The organism is uncultured Sneathiella sp. (genome assembly GCF_963973085.1).
In the GTDB taxonomy this organism is placed as follows: domain Bacteria; phylum Pseudomonadota; class Alphaproteobacteria; order Sneathiellales; family Sneathiellaceae; genus Sneathiella.
In genome coordinates this window covers 380,523-397,371 of the sequence record NZ_CAXAXA010000002.1, presented here as the reverse complement: position 1 = coordinate 397,371, position 16,849 = coordinate 380,523, and the positions used below count along the sequence as shown (strand labels likewise).

The 16,849-nt window shown below is 56.4% G+C and carries 16 protein-coding genes; 11 read left to right on the top strand and 5 right to left on the bottom strand.

The features are described 5' to 3' along the window. Positions 1-27 precede the first annotated feature (27 nt). The 7 genes from topA to rpmG all read left to right on the top strand — a co-directional run bounded on the left by topA (position 28) and on the right by rpmG (position 8,293). Positions 28-2,619 carry a type I DNA topoisomerase gene (topA, locus tag AACZ19_RS06065; RefSeq protein ID WP_339632092.1) on the top strand — a complete coding sequence of 864 codons (2,592 nt, stop codon included), beginning with the start codon at positions 28-30 and terminating at the stop codon, positions 2,617-2,619. A 61-nt stretch (positions 2,620-2,680) separates the two neighbouring features. Next, positions 2,681-4,954 (top strand): ribonuclease R, encoded by a 2,274-nt coding sequence (gene rnr, locus AACZ19_RS06060; protein WP_339632091.1) that lies wholly within the window; start codon positions 2,681-2,683, stop codon positions 4,952-4,954. A gap of 92 nt (positions 4,955-5,046) precedes the next feature. Then, positions 5,047-5,433, top strand: coding sequence for a DUF983 domain-containing protein (locus AACZ19_RS06055; protein ID WP_339632090.1), 387 nt, complete (start codon positions 5,047-5,049; stop codon positions 5,431-5,433). Between the two features lie 60 nt (positions 5,434-5,493). Beyond that, on the top strand, positions 5,494-6,213 hold the full coding sequence (locus AACZ19_RS06050) for an NUDIX hydrolase (protein ID WP_339632089.1): 720 nt from the start codon (positions 5,494-5,496) through the stop codon (positions 6,211-6,213). Then, positions 6,210-6,863: an NUDIX hydrolase gene (locus AACZ19_RS06045; RefSeq protein WP_339632088.1), complete on the top strand. Its 654-nt coding sequence runs from the start codon at positions 6,210-6,212 to the stop codon at positions 6,861-6,863. Before AACZ19_RS06050 ends, AACZ19_RS06045 begins: the two co-directional genes overlap by 4 nt. Beyond that, the gene (locus AACZ19_RS06040; protein ID WP_339632087.1) at positions 6,856-8,013 is read left to right on the top strand and encodes an MFS transporter; all 1,158 of its coding nucleotides are present in this window, start codon (positions 6,856-6,858) and stop codon (positions 8,011-8,013) included. The genes AACZ19_RS06045 and AACZ19_RS06040 overlap by 8 nt, the downstream gene beginning before the upstream one ends. Before the next feature lie 112 nt (positions 8,014-8,125). Further along, positions 8,126-8,293, top strand: coding sequence for a 50S ribosomal protein L33 (gene rpmG, locus AACZ19_RS06035; RefSeq protein ID WP_339632086.1), 168 nt, complete (start codon positions 8,126-8,128; stop codon positions 8,291-8,293). A 72-nt stretch (positions 8,294-8,365) separates the two neighbouring features. Here the strand turns inward: rpmG and AACZ19_RS06030 are convergent, their stop codons facing one another. Both AACZ19_RS06030 and AACZ19_RS06025 read right to left on the bottom strand, forming a co-directional pair. After that, positions 8,366-9,772: a PleD family two-component system response regulator gene (locus AACZ19_RS06030; protein WP_339632085.1), complete on the bottom strand. Its 1,407-nt coding sequence runs from the start codon at positions 9,770-9,772 to the stop codon at positions 8,366-8,368. Between the two features lie 3 nt (positions 9,773-9,775). After that, on the bottom strand, positions 9,776-10,138 hold the full coding sequence (locus AACZ19_RS06025; RefSeq protein ID WP_339632727.1) for a response regulator: 363 nt from the start codon (positions 10,136-10,138) through the stop codon (positions 9,776-9,778). A 172-nt stretch (positions 10,139-10,310) separates the two neighbouring features. Between AACZ19_RS06025 and AACZ19_RS06020 the strand changes: the two genes are divergently transcribed. Genes AACZ19_RS06020 through AACZ19_RS06010 form a run of 3 tightly spaced genes read left to right on the top strand, consistent with a single transcriptional unit; the run spans position 10,311 to position 12,550 of the window. Further along, positions 10,311-10,586, top strand: coding sequence for a DUF3572 domain-containing protein (locus tag AACZ19_RS06020; RefSeq protein WP_339632084.1), 276 nt, complete (start codon positions 10,311-10,313; stop codon positions 10,584-10,586). Between the two features lie 2 nt (positions 10,587-10,588). Continuing rightward, positions 10,589-11,260, top strand: coding sequence for a hypothetical protein (locus AACZ19_RS06015; RefSeq protein ID WP_339632082.1), 672 nt, complete (start codon positions 10,589-10,591; stop codon positions 11,258-11,260). 12 nt (positions 11,261-11,272) lie between these two features. After that, positions 11,273-12,550, top strand: coding sequence for a DNA polymerase IV (locus tag AACZ19_RS06010; RefSeq protein ID WP_339632725.1), 1,278 nt, complete (start codon positions 11,273-11,275; stop codon positions 12,548-12,550). A 1-nt stretch (position 12,551) separates the two neighbouring features. Here AACZ19_RS06010 and AACZ19_RS06005 read toward each other — a convergent pair whose 3' ends face one another. The 3 genes from AACZ19_RS06005 to AACZ19_RS05995 all read right to left on the bottom strand — a co-directional run bounded on the left by AACZ19_RS06005 (position 12,552) and on the right by AACZ19_RS05995 (position 15,782). Continuing rightward, on the bottom strand, positions 12,552-13,646 hold the full coding sequence (locus AACZ19_RS06005; protein ID WP_339632080.1) for a M48 family metallopeptidase: 1,095 nt from the start codon (positions 13,644-13,646) through the stop codon (positions 12,552-12,554). A 3-nt stretch (positions 13,647-13,649) separates the two neighbouring features. Then, a complete protein-coding gene (locus tag AACZ19_RS06000) occupies positions 13,650-14,909 on the bottom strand; it encodes a DUF898 family protein (RefSeq protein WP_339632078.1) in 1,260 nt (419 codons plus the stop codon). Between the two features lie 66 nt (positions 14,910-14,975). Next, positions 14,976-15,782, bottom strand: a complete 807-nt coding sequence (locus AACZ19_RS05995; RefSeq protein WP_339632076.1) for a DUF1849 family protein — start codon at positions 15,780-15,782, stop codon at positions 14,976-14,978. A gap of 354 nt (positions 15,783-16,136) precedes the next feature. Between AACZ19_RS05995 and AACZ19_RS05990 the strand changes: the two genes are divergently transcribed. Next, a complete protein-coding gene (locus tag AACZ19_RS05990) occupies positions 16,137-16,844 on the top strand; it encodes a GGDEF domain-containing protein (protein ID WP_339632074.1) in 708 nt (235 codons plus the stop codon). Positions 16,845-16,849 lie beyond the last annotated feature (5 nt).

Genomic DNA, 16,849 nt, shown 5'->3' with positions numbered 1-16,849 from the left:
AAAAACTAGAAAGTCTGCGATATTATTATGAACGTAGTTGTCGTCGAGTCACCTGCAAAAGCCAAAACCATCAACAAGTATCTGGGTAAGGACTACACCGTTCTGGCGTCCTACGGGCATATTCGCGACCTGCCGTCGAAAGACGGATCGGTGGAGCCCGATCAGGATTTTGCCATGCATTATCAGAATGATGCGAAATCCGCGAAACATATCAAGGCCATCGCCGATGCGTTGAAAGATGCAGACAATCTCTATCTCGCCACCGACCCGGATCGTGAGGGTGAAGCCATTGCCTGGCATGTGATGAAGGTGATGGAGGAGAAGAAAAAGCTCAGCAACACAAAAGTCAGCCGCGTTGTCTTTAACGAGATTACAAAACGCGCCGTGCTGGAGGGTATAGCGAATCCGCGCGAGCTGGACATGAACCTCGTGAATGCGCAGCAGGCGCGCCGGGCGCTTGATTACCTCGTTGGCTTTACCCTGTCGCCGGTTTTATGGCGCAAACTGCCGGGCGCAAAATCGGCAGGCCGGGTGCAGTCCGTTGCGCTCCGCCTGATCTGCGAGCGGGAACTGGAGATCGACGCCTTCAAGCCGGAGGAATACTGGACGATCGATGCGGATTTCCTGACCGACAAGAAAGACAAGATCACGGCGCGCCTGACCCATCTGGCAAGCAAGAAGCTGGATAAATTCTCGCTTCCCGATGCCGAAACAGCCAAGGCCGCAGCCGAGAAAGTCCGCGCCGGGGATTTCTCGATCTCCGACGTCACGCAGAAGCCGGCCAAACGTCATCCCTCCCCACCCTTTACAACCTCGACCTTGCAACAGGAAGCCTCCCGCAAGCTCGGATATGGGGCCAAGCGCACGATGATGGTCGCGCAGAAACTCTATGAGGGCTTTAACCTTGGCGGCGAGACGCAGGGACTGATTACATACATGCGGACGGACGGCCTCAGCCTCGCGAATGAGGCAGTTGAAGGCGCCCGCGATGTTATCGCCAAGGAATACGGCAAGGAATATGTGCCGGAGAAACCCCGCTACTACAAAGCAAAATCCAAGAATGCGCAGGAAGCCCATGAGGCTGTCCGCCCGACCGACCTGTCCCGGACACCGGCAATGGTTGCGAAATATCTCGATAGCGAGCATCTGCGCCTTTACGAGCTGATCTGGAAGCGCACCGTTGCCAGCCAGATGGAAAGCGCCAGGCTTGAGCGCACCACCATTGATTTCAGTGACGGAGAGGGCCAGACCCTCCGCGCGACCGGCAGCGTTGTCCGTTTTCCGGGCTTCCTCAAGCTCTATGAAGAAGGTCGCGACGACGCCAAGGTGGATGACGAGAACGACAATCGACTGCCGCCCGTCACCTCTGGCGAGAAGGTCGGCACCGATATCGTCCGCGAGGACCAGCATTTCACCGAGCCGCCGCCCCGCTATTCCGAGGCCAGCCTCGTGAAGAAGCTTGAGGAGCTCGGGATCGGGCGACCGTCAACCTATGCCTCCATCATTTCGGTACTTCAGGATCGCGATTACGTCCGGATCGACCAAAAACGTTTTATCCCCGAAGACAAGGGACAGCTGGTCACAGCGTTTCTCTCGTCCTTCTTCACACGCTATGTGGAATATGACTTCACCGCGCAGTTGGAGGAGCGGCTCGATGATGTCTCTGCGGCGAATGTAGATTGGAAGCAGGTTTTGCGCGACTTCTGGTACGACTTTAACCTTTCGGTCGAGGGGACAGCGGAACTGCGCGTCACCGACGTGCTGGAGGAACTGAACCGTGTTCTGGCGCCGCATGTCTTCCCGCCAACCGAGGATGGCAAGGACCCCAGGGCCTGCCCGAAATGCGAGGACGGCCGCCTCAGCCTGAAAACCGGACGGTTCGGCGCCTTTATCGGCTGCTCAAACTATCCTGAGTGCCGCATGACACGGAAATTGGGCGATAGCGCGGAGGATGTAGACACCGCGGATGAAGGACCGAAGGAAATCGGTGTTGATCCGGCAACCGAGTTGATGATCACCCTGCGCAAGGGCCCTTATGGCCCCTATCTGCAGCTAGGGGAGCCGGAGCCGAAGAAAAAGCCGAAACGAGTCTCGATCCCGAAGGATATTCCGCTGGAGTCCATCGACTTTGACCTGGCGGTCCAGCTTGTCGGCCTGCCGCGGGAAATCGGACCGCATCCGGAAACCGGCAAGATGATCACGGCAGGGCTCGGACGCTATGGCCCCTATGTCGAGAGTGAGAGAAAATACGGTAAGCTGTCCAACGCGATGGAAGTACTGACCGTCGGCATGAACCGTGCGGTTGAACTGCTCGCGGCGGCAAAAACGCGCGGTGGTGGCGCCGGACGGGCGGCGGCCCCGCTGCGGGTTGTCGGCGCGCATCCGGCGGACGGAGCGGATATCGCTGTGAAGGATGGCCGCTATGGCGCCTATGTCACCCATGGCGGTATCAATGCGACGATCCCGAAAGATGCCGATCCCCTGACAATCTCGCTTGACGACGCGGTCAAGCTACTGGCCGAGCGGGCGGAGAAGAGCGGAAAAAAGCCGAAACTCGCGAAGAAAACAGCGGCCAAAAAGAAAGCGCCGGCGAAAAAATCCACCGAAGCCGCGGAATGACTGGCCGGAAACTGGCAGAAAACAGGATATTTTGAGTCCAAGAACCGGAGATAAATCGCACTTGCCGACAAAGGAGCAGGTACGCGCCTTTATTGAAGAGAGCGAAACGCCGGTTGGCAAGCGGGAAATCGGCAAAGCCTTCAACATCAAGGGCGCCGATCGCATCTACCTGAAGAAAATCCTGAAAGAGTTGGTCGAGGAAGGCGAGCTTGAGCGCGGGCGGAAGCGGGAACTGGCGCCGGTCGGGGCGCTACCTTCCGTCACGGTGATTGAGGTAGATCACCTGAACGATGATGGCGAGGCCGTCGCCCGCCCCATCAACGCCGGAGACAGTCCGTCGCCAGTCATCCATTTCGCCCGGACGGATAACAAAGGCCGTGCGCATGCGCCGGGCGTCGGGGATCGCCTGCTGGCACGCCTCAACCGGATGAAGGATGGCAGCTACGAAGCCCGCATCATTCGCCATCTGGAGGCCAACGCCGGCCCTGTTCTCGGTGTCTATACAAAAGTTGGCAAGGACGGGCGTGTCCAGCCGACCAACCGCAAGCTGAAGAAGGAAATCATTGTCCGAGACGAGAATTCACTGGGCGCCCAAAGCGGTGAAGTCGTGCTTTGTGATATCCTGCCGGGCAAGATCCATGCGCTACCCGAAGGTCGCGTCAAGCAACGGGTCGGCCCGATGGATGATGCCGCGTCCCTCAGCCTGATTGCCATCCATGCCCATGGCATCCCCGATGAATTTAACGACGCCACCATCAAGGAGGCATTGGCTGCCAAACCTGTCACTCTCGGCAAACGGACGGACCTGCGTGGCCTGCCGCTGCTCACCATAGACCCGGCGGATGCGCGCGATCGTGACGACGCTATCTGGGCCGCGGCGGATGACGATCCGAAAAACAAGGGCGGCTGGCAGGTGATTGTGGCCATTGCCGATGTCGCCCATTATGTCACCCATGGTTCGGCTCTGGACAAGGAAGCGCGCAAGCGCGGCAACAGCGTCTATTTCCCCGATCGCGTCGTGCCCATGCTGCCCCACGAACTTTCCAGCGACCTGTGCTCCCTGCATGAGAATGTCGATCGCCCTGTGATGGCGGTGCAGATGTGGTTCGATGCGGAGGGCAACAAGCTTCGCCATAAATTCATGCGCGGTCTGATCCGCAGCGTTGCCTCCCTCACCTACGCCCAAGCGCAGGCTGCCCATGACGGCCAGCCGGATGACGCGACGGAAGCGCTGCGGGACGAGGTGATCGAGCCGCTGTTCCAGGCTTTCGAGGCGCTGAAGAAAGCCCGCGCAAAACGGCAACCGCTGGACCTTGACCTGCCGGAACGGAAAATCGAGTTCGGCGACGATGGTTTTATCAAGGCAGTCCATAAAAAGGAGCGGTTCGCCGCCCATCTCCTGATTGAGGAGTTCATGATACAGGCCAATGTATCGGCGGCGGAAACATTGGTCAAAATGAAACGGCCCTGCATGTTCCGTGTCCATGAACCGCCGAGCGCCGAGAAGCTGGTCGGGCTGCATGAAACCCTTGCCGAAATGAATATCCGCTTTGCCAAGGGGCAGGTTGTAACGACGGCAAGCTTCAACCGCATCCTCGCGCAGGCCGACAACGAGATCGACCGGGAGCTGGTCAGCTCGCTGGTGCTTAGAAGCCAGTCGCAGGCCGTCTACAGCCCGGAAAACCTCCATCATTTTGGCCTGCATCTGAGCAATTATGCACATTTCACCTCACCGATCCGCCGCTATGCCGACCTGTTGATCCACCGCAGCCTGATCGCTGCGCTGAAACTGGGGACGGACGGGCTGAAGGAGGAAGAGGCCGCAGCCTTCACGGACATCGGCACGGATATTTCGACAACGGAACGCCGCGCCATGGTCGCGGAGCGGGAAACCAACGATCGCTTCACCGCAGTCTTCCTCGCCAACAAGGTCGGAGAGATTTTTCAGGCGAAAGTATCGGGCGTCACCCGGGCCGGACTGTTCCTCAGCTTCGATGACACAGGTGCCGACGCGCTGGTGCCGATTTCCACGCTCGGCAATGATTTTTTCAATTTCGATCAGGACAAGCACAGGCTCGTCGGCAAGCGCACAGGGGAAACATTTCGCCTGGCGGACCGCCTCTCTGTCCGTCTGCGCGAGGTCGATATCGTGACCGGCAGCATGATTGCGGAAGTCATTGATGGCCGCGATGGCGGAGATGCCAAGCCTCGCTCCACCAGTCTTCCCGCCCCGCGCCGCGCCGCCAAACCAAATGCCGAACGGAAGACGAAGAAAAAGAAGCGGACCCTGCCCAAGGGCAAAAAGCGGGCTCTGCGGCGCAAGGAACAGGGCTGATATCTGCGGCAGAGTGTCGCAAAGCCTTTTTCTTCATGCTTTCCGTCTCCAGATAATGGTATCTTCCGATTGAAAGTAGAGAAATGATGCCGATGACAGCTGTTGCAAAAGAAGAAAGATCCGTGGGGCAGGCCATGTTGAACGGCCTGCGCCAGCGCTGCCCCCACTGTGGGAAGGGCCGGATGTTCAACAAATATATTAAGGTCAACCATAGCTGTGAGAATTGCGGAACGGAACTGCATCATCAGCGCGCGGACGATGCGCCGCCTTATTTCACCATGTTGATCGTACTACATTTTGCCATGTCCGGCCTGCTGACGGTGGAGCAGATATACAGCCCGGAAACCTGGGTTCAATTGACGATCTGGCTTCCTGTCTCGCTCGTCTCTGCGCTCTGGATGTTGCCGCGGATAAAGGGGGCCCTGATCGGTATCCAGTGGGCACGACAGATGCACGGCTTCGGCGGCGATTTCACGTAATCACTCTGGACTTGGCGCGTTGCCCGGTGCATAGTCGGTTAAAAAGTGAAAGTGCCAGAGATGACGACCGAAAAGAAACGATCCGTCGCGGAGAGCCGGACCGACGGCAGTAAAGCCCCCCGCCCGAAAGATGCCGCAACCCTTATCCTGTACCGCCAAAGCAGCAAGAATACCGAAATCCTGATGGGAGAGCGGAGTGCGCGGCATAGCTTCATGCCTAACACTTATGTTTTTCCGGGTGGCCGTGTGGACGCCAGCGACGGCCGCATTCCGCCAGCGCGGGATCTGCGCGACGATGTCATGGCTCGGCTTGTCCGGGGCGGCTGCTCGCCTGCGCGTGCGCGTGCACTCGCCGTCGCTGCCATTCGCGAAACCTTCGAGGAAACGGGTTTGAGGCTTGCGGAAACCTACCCCATGCCGCGCCGCTCCCGGGTTGCCATCTGGAATGAATTCGGCACGGCAACCTGCGGCCCGGACCTCTCAAAGCTCGATTATATTGTCCGGGCGGTAACGCCGCCGTCGCGCAAGAAGCGCTTCAACACGCGGTTTTTTGTGGCCGATGCGGAAACGCTGGAAGGCGATATGAAGGATTCGAGCGAGCTGCTGGATTTGCGCTGGGTCACGATCCCGCAGGCGCTCAACCTCGATATTCCCCTGATTACGGAACATGTTCTCGGTCATGTCGACAGGTTCCTGAAAACCCGCCCGGAGCGGGATGCCAATCGCCCTGTCCCGATGTTCCAGATGCGCCATGGCAAACGGATTTTCGGGGAAGAATGACCTCCCGCACCCCAAAGCTGCGGCCGGTCACGCCGCGGCATGCCGCCAGCCTTGTCATCTATGAACAGCGGGCGGATGACCTTTACGTATTGATGGGTCGCCGCGCCAAAACTCATAGATTCCTGCCGAATGTCTATGTTTTCCCGGGAGGCCGCGTTGATCCGGCGGATGCAACCACGACGCCGCTCGCCCCGCTCAACCCGGATATCGAGAAAATGCTGTCCCATCCGGCGGGCATGGCCCATGCCGTTGCCACGGCTGCAGTGCGAGAAACCCATGAAGAAACGGGCCTCGTCATCGGAGATGTCCACAATGACAGGCTACGCCCTGATCTCTCCAACCTTGATTTCATTGCCCGCGCTATTACGCCGCCGGTCAGCCCGATCCGCTTCAACACCCGATTTCTGAGCATTGACGCGCGGCACACTTCCGGCACTCTTGGCGGTTCGGGGGAACTGGTGGACCTGCGCTGGATACCATTGTCCGCGGTGCATGAAGTCCCGCTCATCGATGTGACAGAATTCGTCCTCGAGGAGATCAACCGCACCATCAAGAACGTTGCGGCGGAGGCTCGGCAGAGCCCGGAGACTGTGCCGTTGTTCAGCTATTACCGCGGGAAGCCGTTCATTCGCAATTACGGCGATGACTGAACCGGCACCGGCCGACAACACACGCGCGCTGATTGCCATTATGGCCGCAGCAACCATCATGGGTGTGTCCTTGAGCCTGTCCATCCCGCTTGTCTCCCTGAATATGGAGAAATGGGGCTATGGCAGCGACGTGATCGGCTTGATGGGCTCCCTCCCGTCCCTGACGTTTCTATTCGTTTCCCCTATACTGCCAGCGCTCACCCGCCACGTAGGTTCGGGAAAGATGCTCTGGTCCTCCCTGCTGCTCGCGGCCTTCTCGATCGGGGCGTTATCGCTTTCGGACAATATTTATTTCTGGTTTTTCCTGCGCCTGATGATCGGCCTGTCCATGGCCGTCCTGTTCACGATCAGCGAAACCTGGATGAACAAAATCGCCCATGAGAAAAGTCGCGGGCGAACGGTGGCGATCTATGTTTCCTGCATCACCCTAGGTTTTGCCTTCGGCCCTGTACTCATCAATTTTATCGGCGCTGAGGGAGGCCGACCCTTCATAATCTCGGCGCTCATTGTCCTTGCCGGCGGGCTCGCTTTCCTACCCGTAGGAAAGCAGTTTCCCGATCTTAGCGAGAAAGGCAACTATTCGATCTTCTCCTTCGTCAAGATCGCCCCGATGATCAGCGCCGCAACGCTGCTTGTTGCCTTTTTCGATGGCTCGGTCCTGACCTTGATGCCCGTATATGGCGTCAAGAACGGTCAACTTCTCGAAACTGCGGTGCTGATGACGAGCGCCCTGCTGGCCGGGAATATTCTGCTTCAGTTGCCCATCGGCTGGCTGGCAGATCGTTACAACCGCGGCTGGGTGATTCTCGGCTGCGGGATCGTCGGGGTGCTAGGAGCGCTACTCCTGCCGTTCGTAGTATTGAACCACTATCTGCTTTGGCCCTTGCTGGTTATCTGGGGTGGCGGCGTGGTCGGTACCTATACCATCGCTCTGGTCGTCATGGGACAGCATTTCAAAGGCGGCAACCTGATCACGGCAACGGCCGCCGTCAACATGCTATGGGGCCTTGGCGGGCTTTTCGGGCCGGTTATGGCGGGGACAGCCATGGAAGTGTATGAGCCGCATGGCATGCCGCTCACCTTTGCCGCCGCCTGTGCCGCGTTTGTCGTTATTGCCGCCCTGCAGCTCCGTCGGGCCGGCGGGGGATAAAAAACGCGTGATTAACAAGCTCGCGCTTGACTTCGTCAATTAAATCCGTATTTTCCGGGCTTCGATATTATTTACTTCTGCGCTTTTGCGGAAGATGACTGGAGTTTCGGACATGGCTAAGCCGACAACATTGAAAATCAGGCTGGTAAGCACAGCGGACACGGGTTTCTTTTATGTGACCAAGAAAAATCCGCGGACATTGACGGAGAAAATGGTCGTGCGCAAGTATGACCCGGTTGTGCGCAAGCATGTGGACTTCAAGGAAGCCAAGATCAAGTAGCTTTGCTGCCACATGAATGAAACAGGCCGCAGAATTCGCGGCCTTTTTTGTGGGTAAAGAACTAGGCCGCCTCTATCGCGCTGCCGCGCCGGTTTTTACGAAGGTCGTCACAGGACATGGCGCAACAACAACACGATTGCGACCGTCTCTTTTCGCTTTGTAAAGCGCCTCATCCGCCCGCTTCAGCAGGCTGTCCGCCTCCTCCTGCTCCTGCGATACCGTCACGCCGATGGAGCAGGTCAGATCAAGTTCCAACCCTTTATTGCTGACAGCAAAGGGCTTGTCGGCCATCTGACGGCGCAGCCGCTCGGCTACGGTAGAGGCCATCGACAGATCCGTATCCGGCATCACGACAACGAATTCTTCTCCGCCATAGCGGCAGGCGAGATCAATGCCCCGGATGCTCATGCCTATACGGCTGGCAAACTCCTTGATGACATCGTCGCCAACATCATGGCCGTGGGTGTCATTCACCGGCTTGAAGAAATCGATATCCATGATCATCAGGCAAACCGGCTTGTAATCCATTTTTGCCCGTTGCAGCATCGCATTCAGATGGCTCGACATATAGCGCCGGTTGTAAAGGCCGGTTAGGCTGTCGGTTACCGCCAGCTCCATACTGCGGTGGAAATTGTCCCTGAGCCTGTCCTGATACTGTTTGCGCAGGATTTGCGTCCGGGTCCGGACGATCAATTCATTGGTGTCGATGGGGCGCATAACATAGTCATTGATTCCGATATCCATGCCCCGCAGCAGTTTGTCCTTATCCGATTCATCGACAAGGGTCAGGATCGGCAGATGCCGCGTCTCGTCCGAGCTGCGAATGCGAGAACAAAGGCGCAAGGGGTCATGCGTTGCAGAATCAAGGCTGATGACGGCAAGATCATAGTCACCACCGCGCAACAGCACTTGCGCTTCCTGCATGTCCGGCTCAAGCGTGACGTCGTAAGTCTCCGCGTAGATTTCCTTCATCAGGCGGACGGAAAATTCGTTATCGTCAATCACCAGTATGCGGGCGCGCTGGATTGCCTCTTCCTTGCGATCAGACATGCTTATAACACCAAGCTCTGAGCTTGTTTCTTCACGCAGGCGAAATTCGTCCATCATCATCTTCAGACGGAGAAGGGATTTCACCCTGGCAAAAAGGGCAATGTCATCCACGGGCTTTGTCAGGAAGTCATCGGCGCCCGATTCCAGGCCCTGTACCCGATCCGCAGCTTCACTGAGCGCGGTAACCATAATCACGGGAATATGCGCCGTGCGAATATCAGCCTTCAGACGGCGGCATACCTCGAACCCGTCCATCTGCGGCATCATCACATCGAGAAGAATAAGGTCAGGCTGCTGTTCCAGTGCGATTTCGAGCGCATCCATGCCGTTATTGGCAGTCACAACGTCATAATATTCGACGGACAGTTTTGCCTCGAGGATTTTAACGTTCGGTATAATATCATCAACGACCAGAATGCGTGCAGACATAATCTAGCTCAAAAACTCTTTAACAGTGCTCAGAAAATTTTCAACGGAAATAGGTTTTGCGACGTAAGCTTCACAACCCCCTTCGCGAATTTTTTCCTCATCCCCCTTCATGGCGAATGCAGTCACGGCGATAACAGGAATAGACTTCAACGTCTCATCCTCTTTGATCCATTTCGTCACTTCCAGTCCGGAAACTTCTGGCAATTGGATGTCCATCAGGATCAGGTCCGGCGAATGCTCCCGCGCCAGCCCCAAGGCTTCCATTCCATCCTTAGTCTGGATCGTATTATATCCATGCGCTTCCAGAAGATCGTGGAAGAGCTTCATATTTAAGTCGTTATCTTCGACAATCAACACTGTCTTCATGTTCAACTCATCCAATTCCCGACATCAAGAGTTGCCTTGATATGATTAATACAGGGCGTAGGTTGGTTCCTGTTTTCAATTTACCGCACTTGAGACTATCATTGGTCACCAATAAACAGAAATATGATTAAGTTTTCCTTACCATTAACGGTTTCAGGGCATAGAAAGTTTCATGAATTACGAAAAATCCGAGATTATTGCACTTCAGGCACTTGCCTTTATTGCAGGGAATGAGAAAATCATGAGCTGGATGCTGGCGGAAACGGGCGTGGATCCCCGGAATCTATCTCATTCTGCCGACAACGCGGAAATTCTGGCCGGCGTTCTCGATTTTTTGCTGGCCCATGAAGAAATTCTCATCGATTTCTGCGCGGAGGCGAATCTGGATGCCACCAGCCCGGCGCGCGCGCGGCAGTTCATGCCCGGTGCCCCGGTGGAGGATTACTGAACATGTTTAGCGGTATTCATGAAGACGTGCGTCCCCAGCTAGAGATGCTGGAAATTGATAGAAACCGCCCGCTGGTCATCACCGACGCAGATGAAGTGCTGTTCAATTTCATGGTCGGCCTTGAGGATTTCCTGGAGACAAGAGAGCTGTTCTTCGACTGGGCCTCTTTCGCGCTGACCGGGAATATCCGCCGGATCAGTAACAAGCAGCCGATTGAGCAACAGGAAGTCTGGGACCTGCTGTCTGACTTCTTTGACCAGCGCTGCGCCGTCCTTCCTGCGGTCGAGGGTGCGGCGGAAGGACTGGCCTCCCTCAGCAAACATGCGCAGGTTGTCGTGCTCAGCAATGTCCCGCCGAAATATGCCGCCAAGCGCCTGGAAGGCCTCAAGGACAAGGGCATGGATTTTCCCTTGATCGCCAACGTCGGCAGCAAGGGGGAAGTGGTCCGCTACCTCACCCGGGACCTCAAGGCATCCGCCTACTTCATCGACGATATCCCGCATAACCACAGCTCGGTCAACCAGCATGCGGCGCATGTCCATCGGCTGCACTATATCGCCGATGACCGGCTGTCGAAACTGCTCGGTCCGGCGGAGCATTGCCACACCCGTCTCTATGGCTGGCCGGACATATGTGCTCATATCATCCGTCATATAGAGACGGGTGAGTATTGACGGGAGGGGGACATCGCCAGTCTCTGCCGCAACTGCCTGACTCTCCTTGATGATGCGAAGTTGCGCAGTGACAGACGCTGCGCGAACTGCCGCTCTCCCCGCACCCTGCAGCATCCGGAACTGTTCTCCCTCACCCTCGCCCATGTCGATTGTGACGCCTTCTATGCGGCGGTGGAAAAGCGCGATAATCCGGCGCTTGCCGCGAAGGCGCTGATTATCGCCCATGACAGTCCACGCAGCGTCGTCTCCACCTGCTGCTATATCGCGCGCATGTCTGGCGTCCGCTCGGCTATGCCCCTGTTCAAGGCGAAACAGCTCTGCCCCGACGCAACGATCATCCCGCCGGACATAGCGAAATATGCCGCCGTCAGCAGGGACATTCGCGCCCTTTATGACAAGCTGACGCCGGATGTGGAACCGCTGTCGCTGGATGAAGCCTTCCTCGATCTTGCCGGTACGGAGATGCTGCATCACCGAAATGCCGCACAATCCATGGCCTGGCTGGCCCGGGAGATCGAACGGGAGATTGGCATTACTGTCTCCGTCGGGCTCAGCTACAATAAATATCTGGCCAAGCTTGCCTCCGATCTCGACAAGCCGAACGGCTTCGCGGTGATCGGACAGGCGGAAGCCCTCAATTTCCTCGCCCCCCGCCCGGTCAGCCAGATCTGGGGCGTCGGCAAGGCCCTCAACCGCAAGCTGGCGAGCGAGGGAATTACCACCATCGGACAGCTTCAACATCGGGAGAAGGCTGAGCTGGTGGCGCGCTACGGTGTGATGGGGGAACGGCTCTACCATCTCTCCCGCGGGGAGGACAGCCGCCGGGTGAAAGCCGATCTCAAGGCCAAGAGTATCTCGGCGGAGACCACCTTCAGCACCGATATCGATGACATTGATATCCTTCTCGCCCGCCTCTGGCCGCTCTGCGAGAAAGTCTCCAAACGGCTGAAAGCGGTAAACAAAGCCGGAAAAACCGTCACCCTCAAGCTCAAAACCGGGGATTTCAAAACGATTACCCGCAGCCAAACTCTTTCCCAGCCAACCCAGCTCGCCGAAACCCTGTACCGCGAAGTGAAGCCACTACTGGAGAAGGCGGCGCCAACGCATGACTTTCGCCTTATCGGCGTCGGAATCAGCAGTTTCGGTGAACTCGAAGACGCCGACCGGCCGGATCTCCTCAGTGGGAAAAGCGGCCATGACAAGGATGTCGAGACGGCAATGGACAAGCTCCGGCAGAAGTTTGGCGATGCGGTAATTTCCAAGGGTCGCGGGCTTAACGCCAAACGCTGATTTATTTGCAGAACCCCTGAAGCTGCGCCCATTCCGCTTCGCTAAGGGCCGCCCCGCCCCTATTCCCGGCCTCGGTCAGCGCTGCAATACGCTCTTCAAAACCCGGATGGCTGTCGAGGAAGGAAAGGAAACTCTCAGAGTCCGACTGCTCACCGAGCTTTTGCATGAGACCCGCCATTGGCGACACATCAAATCCCGCCCCCTGCATCCGTTCAATGGCGGACTGGTCCGCCTCGCGCTCAAAATCGCGGCTGTAACCGGACCCGAGGGTCATCTGCCCCAGTGCCGCGAGAAAGGTCCCTCCGGTCACATCGCCAAGCAGGACGCTGAAGACGGTCGCCACCCCGGCATTGGTGACGAAGAGGCGGGTCGGATGATTATGCGCCACATGGGCGATTTCATGGGCAAGAACGCCGGCGAAGCCGTTCGGATGTTCCGCAAGGTCAAAAAGACCTGAAAAAATGATCAGCTCTCCGCCCGGAAGCGCAAAGGCGTTCGCCTGTTTCGTTCTGACAACCGTAATTTTCCGGACTTTTTCATCCGCGTCAGTGTTGAGTTGCAGCAGGCCCACCAGCTTCTGCAGAATAACCTCTGCCTCCGGTTTGGTACAGATAACGGTTTCCGGTGTTGTTCTGTTATTCCTTGCAATGGACTGCACAACGAAATCCCGTGCCTGACTGCCGATCTGCTCGCGGGTTTCCATGGGCAGGAGGCGCGCGACCTGCCCGGCCAGAAGCGGCAGGACGAAAGTGAAGATAAGCACCACCGACAGCACCGCCCCGCCGCCCCAGTAAGCATAGGGCCGCCACCACCCAACGGGGGCCGAACGACGCTTTTGCAGCATGGGGCAGAGATGGCGCAATTGTTCGACAATGGCAATATCGGTAACGACAATCCGGCCTTCCTCATGGTCGAGGGAAAGTCTGAGTTCACCCTTTCGCGGCGGGCGGTTTTCATCCCGGAACTCCGCCAGCGCCCAATCCCCGACCGGCGCACCATCTTCCGCCGTGACATAAAGCCGGTCTTCGGCCAGGGTCAGCAGGACCGGTTGCGCTTTCGCGGTTTTTCCATCAAACAGGCGGGCGGCTACGGGCATCGCTTAGAAGGCCCCCACATCCATGGCATCGGCAAATCCTTCCCCGTAACTTGGTGATTTCTCGGCATTCGCGGCGGCCTCCTCGAAGGGGACAAGCGTGTCTATCTCTGTTGACTTGCAGATCGCTTTCACCAGCGGCACCAGAAAAAATAAGGTTTTCAGGATGTCTATGCCGATCCAGGCAATCAGCAGAAAAGCGAAAGGCAGGATAGCCGCGAGCGCGCTTTGCCACATAATCACCAGGGTGATCATCACGCCGAAGGCGATTAGGCCGCCAATGATGAGCAGAATCAAAATCAGGGAGATAAAAAGAACCGAGCGTAACCGAAGGCTGGAGGAAAAGCGGGCGCCCATGAAGGAAGTATTCTCCGCAAGATAGCGGAATTCCCAGACACGGGTAACAAAAATAAAGGCCGTCAGCGCGCACATGGCAATGAAACCGCCAAGGTAGACCGGGCCGAGATCCTTCCCGGCCATTGTAAAGTTACCATCCCCAATCTCCGTGATCGCCTCCGTAGAGAGAGTCATGACATCCGACGTCGCCAGATAACCGAGCGCGCTGGCTATCACCAGTTGGGTTATTAAAATGGCGGGCCAGTATATTTTGTACAAGCCTGCAGTCCGCCCGGCGTAAGTAAAGCGGCCGTCACCGAAATGGGTGTTGTTGAGTTGATACTGCAACCGGTAAGACCGGAGCCAGGGATAGGCCCAGCCCAACGTGACAAAGGATGCAACCGTCCGCACCAGGACATTCAAGGCATAGAGGGTGGCCCGGCCCGACAGGTAGAAGCGAATGCCGCGCCACGCGGTCCGTGACAACCGGTAGCGCCAGAGGCGATAGCGGGCAAACTGCCACAGCGTATACAGAATTGCAAAATTGAGTAGCTGGCTGAAAATGGCGATAGTCTCGCTCGTCAGGGCAAGCAACTCGATCACGAAGCTGGATAGCAGCAGCAACGGCAGCAGGATGATCAGGGCAATCAGGAAGCCGATAAAAAGCTCCTTGGCGGTGCCCCTGTATTCCAGACGGTCTGTACCGATCTTCAGCCCCTGCCAGAGAAGTTGACGGAGATAGGTTTTGCCCCAGAAGCGGTAGATACCCAACGTCAGCAGGCCGAAAATCTTATTCTTTACCAACCGGACCAAGACCTGCCTGCGGGAGATATCGTAGGAGAGTGTACGCCCCATCCCCGCATCGTCCGTCGCAACGGTCGTAATCGGAGTGCCCCTGGCTGTGGGAATAGAATCAGTATCAGACGACATACGCAACCTTCCTTTTCTCCGAGACATATTACCTGCCATCGCCCGGAGAAAGCAATCCTTACGGGATTATGAGCATTTTTCCTTCTCTAAAATGGTTAGGTTCGACACCTCGCCATTCAGGGAGAAATCGCTGTACTCAAGATGGAGATCGGTCGCAATTCCGTTATCGAAAATCTTCATGCTGATCTTGTAGTCCGGCTCTGTCTGCTGCTGGGTGAGATCAAAAAAGGAAATCTGTAGCGGCCAGAAGGTGCGTCCGGCCAGAGCCTCAACCTCCGCGGAAGGCGAGAGAAGCGTCTGCGCCTTGCCAATCACCGCCAGAGTGTCGGACAGTCCGTCTTCGCCATTGCCATCATAGACTTTCGCCGAAAGCAGGCTGCGTCCGGCGGCGGCGGCTTTCATCACCTGACGGGTATGCTCCCCAGGAAAAATAACCCCGTCGGGAAGCTTCATTTCGTCCGGTTCGGGCTCGCTGAACTCGACAACGGTTCCCTCTTCCCGTTGCTCAGCGACACCGCTGTATTTCTCAATCAATTGCCCGTTCAGCATGTTGGACATATCAAATCGCATCATCCGGCCCGCATTGTCCTCCCATGTCGACTGACTATAGTCGGAGACAATCACATTACCCTCGAAATTGACCATTTCCAGAACCATGCGTTGATTGACAATCAGTCCGTCGCATTGCTGCTCTACTTTCATGACAATGCGCCCACGCACGGCCTCAATCCCGCTATTTTCTTTCAGCATGTCGAGCTTCAGATCATATACGGCCTGATGCGAAGCGAGTTGCAGGGGCGCCGCCAGGGCAGATGCAGCAAGTCCCAGCACAACAATGCCGATGACAGCCCGGATAAAAATTTTCCATTTCATTAAAATAAACAACCCAGTTTAATCAAAAAATTTCCGCATAATTTCACGGATCAGTAATATACCCCAATCGCCGCGCTGTGAAGACATAACACAAAAAGCTCTCCGGGCGGATATTCCCGGTCATTTATTCCCCGCGAAAAGGCATAAAATTCCATTCAAATTAACATAAAAATGAACAAACTCTTTAAAATAAAATCTAACCCATTGTTATTATTACATTTTCCAGACATCTATTTTTGGCATAGTTACTGCATATCCAAGGTCAGTTAATTTTGCCAGTCCGGTACCAATGTGTAATTTTGGTCAAAGACGCCGGGTCGGCTCAGCCTTGGAGTAAGAAAAATGTCATCACCCATGACAAACATACCGTCCCCTCAAGCCGTTTTCCCAATAGGCGTTAACACCGAGATCGGTGCCCAACTCGAAGATCTGGCGTCCGCCCTGAAAACAAGTGTCAGACGCCAAGCCCCTGCAAAGCATTGGCAGCTGATCAATCGAGTCATCGCCTATGCGGCCAGTGCGGAACAGCATATCAGCGAACAGCAGGAGCGCATTCGGGAACTCGAAGCGCTCTCCTCCACCGACGAGCTGACCGGGCTACATAATCGCCGTGGATTGCAGGACTTCATGTCCCGGACGCTTATTACATCCCGCCGTCACGGGGAAACCGGCGTCCTCGCCTTTATGGACCTGAATGACTTCAAGGAAATCAACGATCGATATGGCCATGACACCGGCGATCAAGCGCTTTGTGCCTTTGCCGACACGATCAGGACTAACCTTCGGGGCTCCGATTTTGTCGCACGCCTCGGCGGAGACGAATTTGTCTTTGTTCTGACCCGGGCGAATGAAGGAAACGGCTGCAAACGCGCCCTGACCATCCAGCGAGAAGTAAGTGCAACCTCTATTTCTGTGCGCGGCAGAAAAATCTTCCTAACAGCCAGCATGGGTTTGGCTTTCTATGGCGGCGACAGTTCATTCAATGACCTGATGACCACCGCCGACAAGGCCATGTATGACAACAAGAAGGCGAATAAACTGGTGACAAAAAAATCACCATAAAGCCA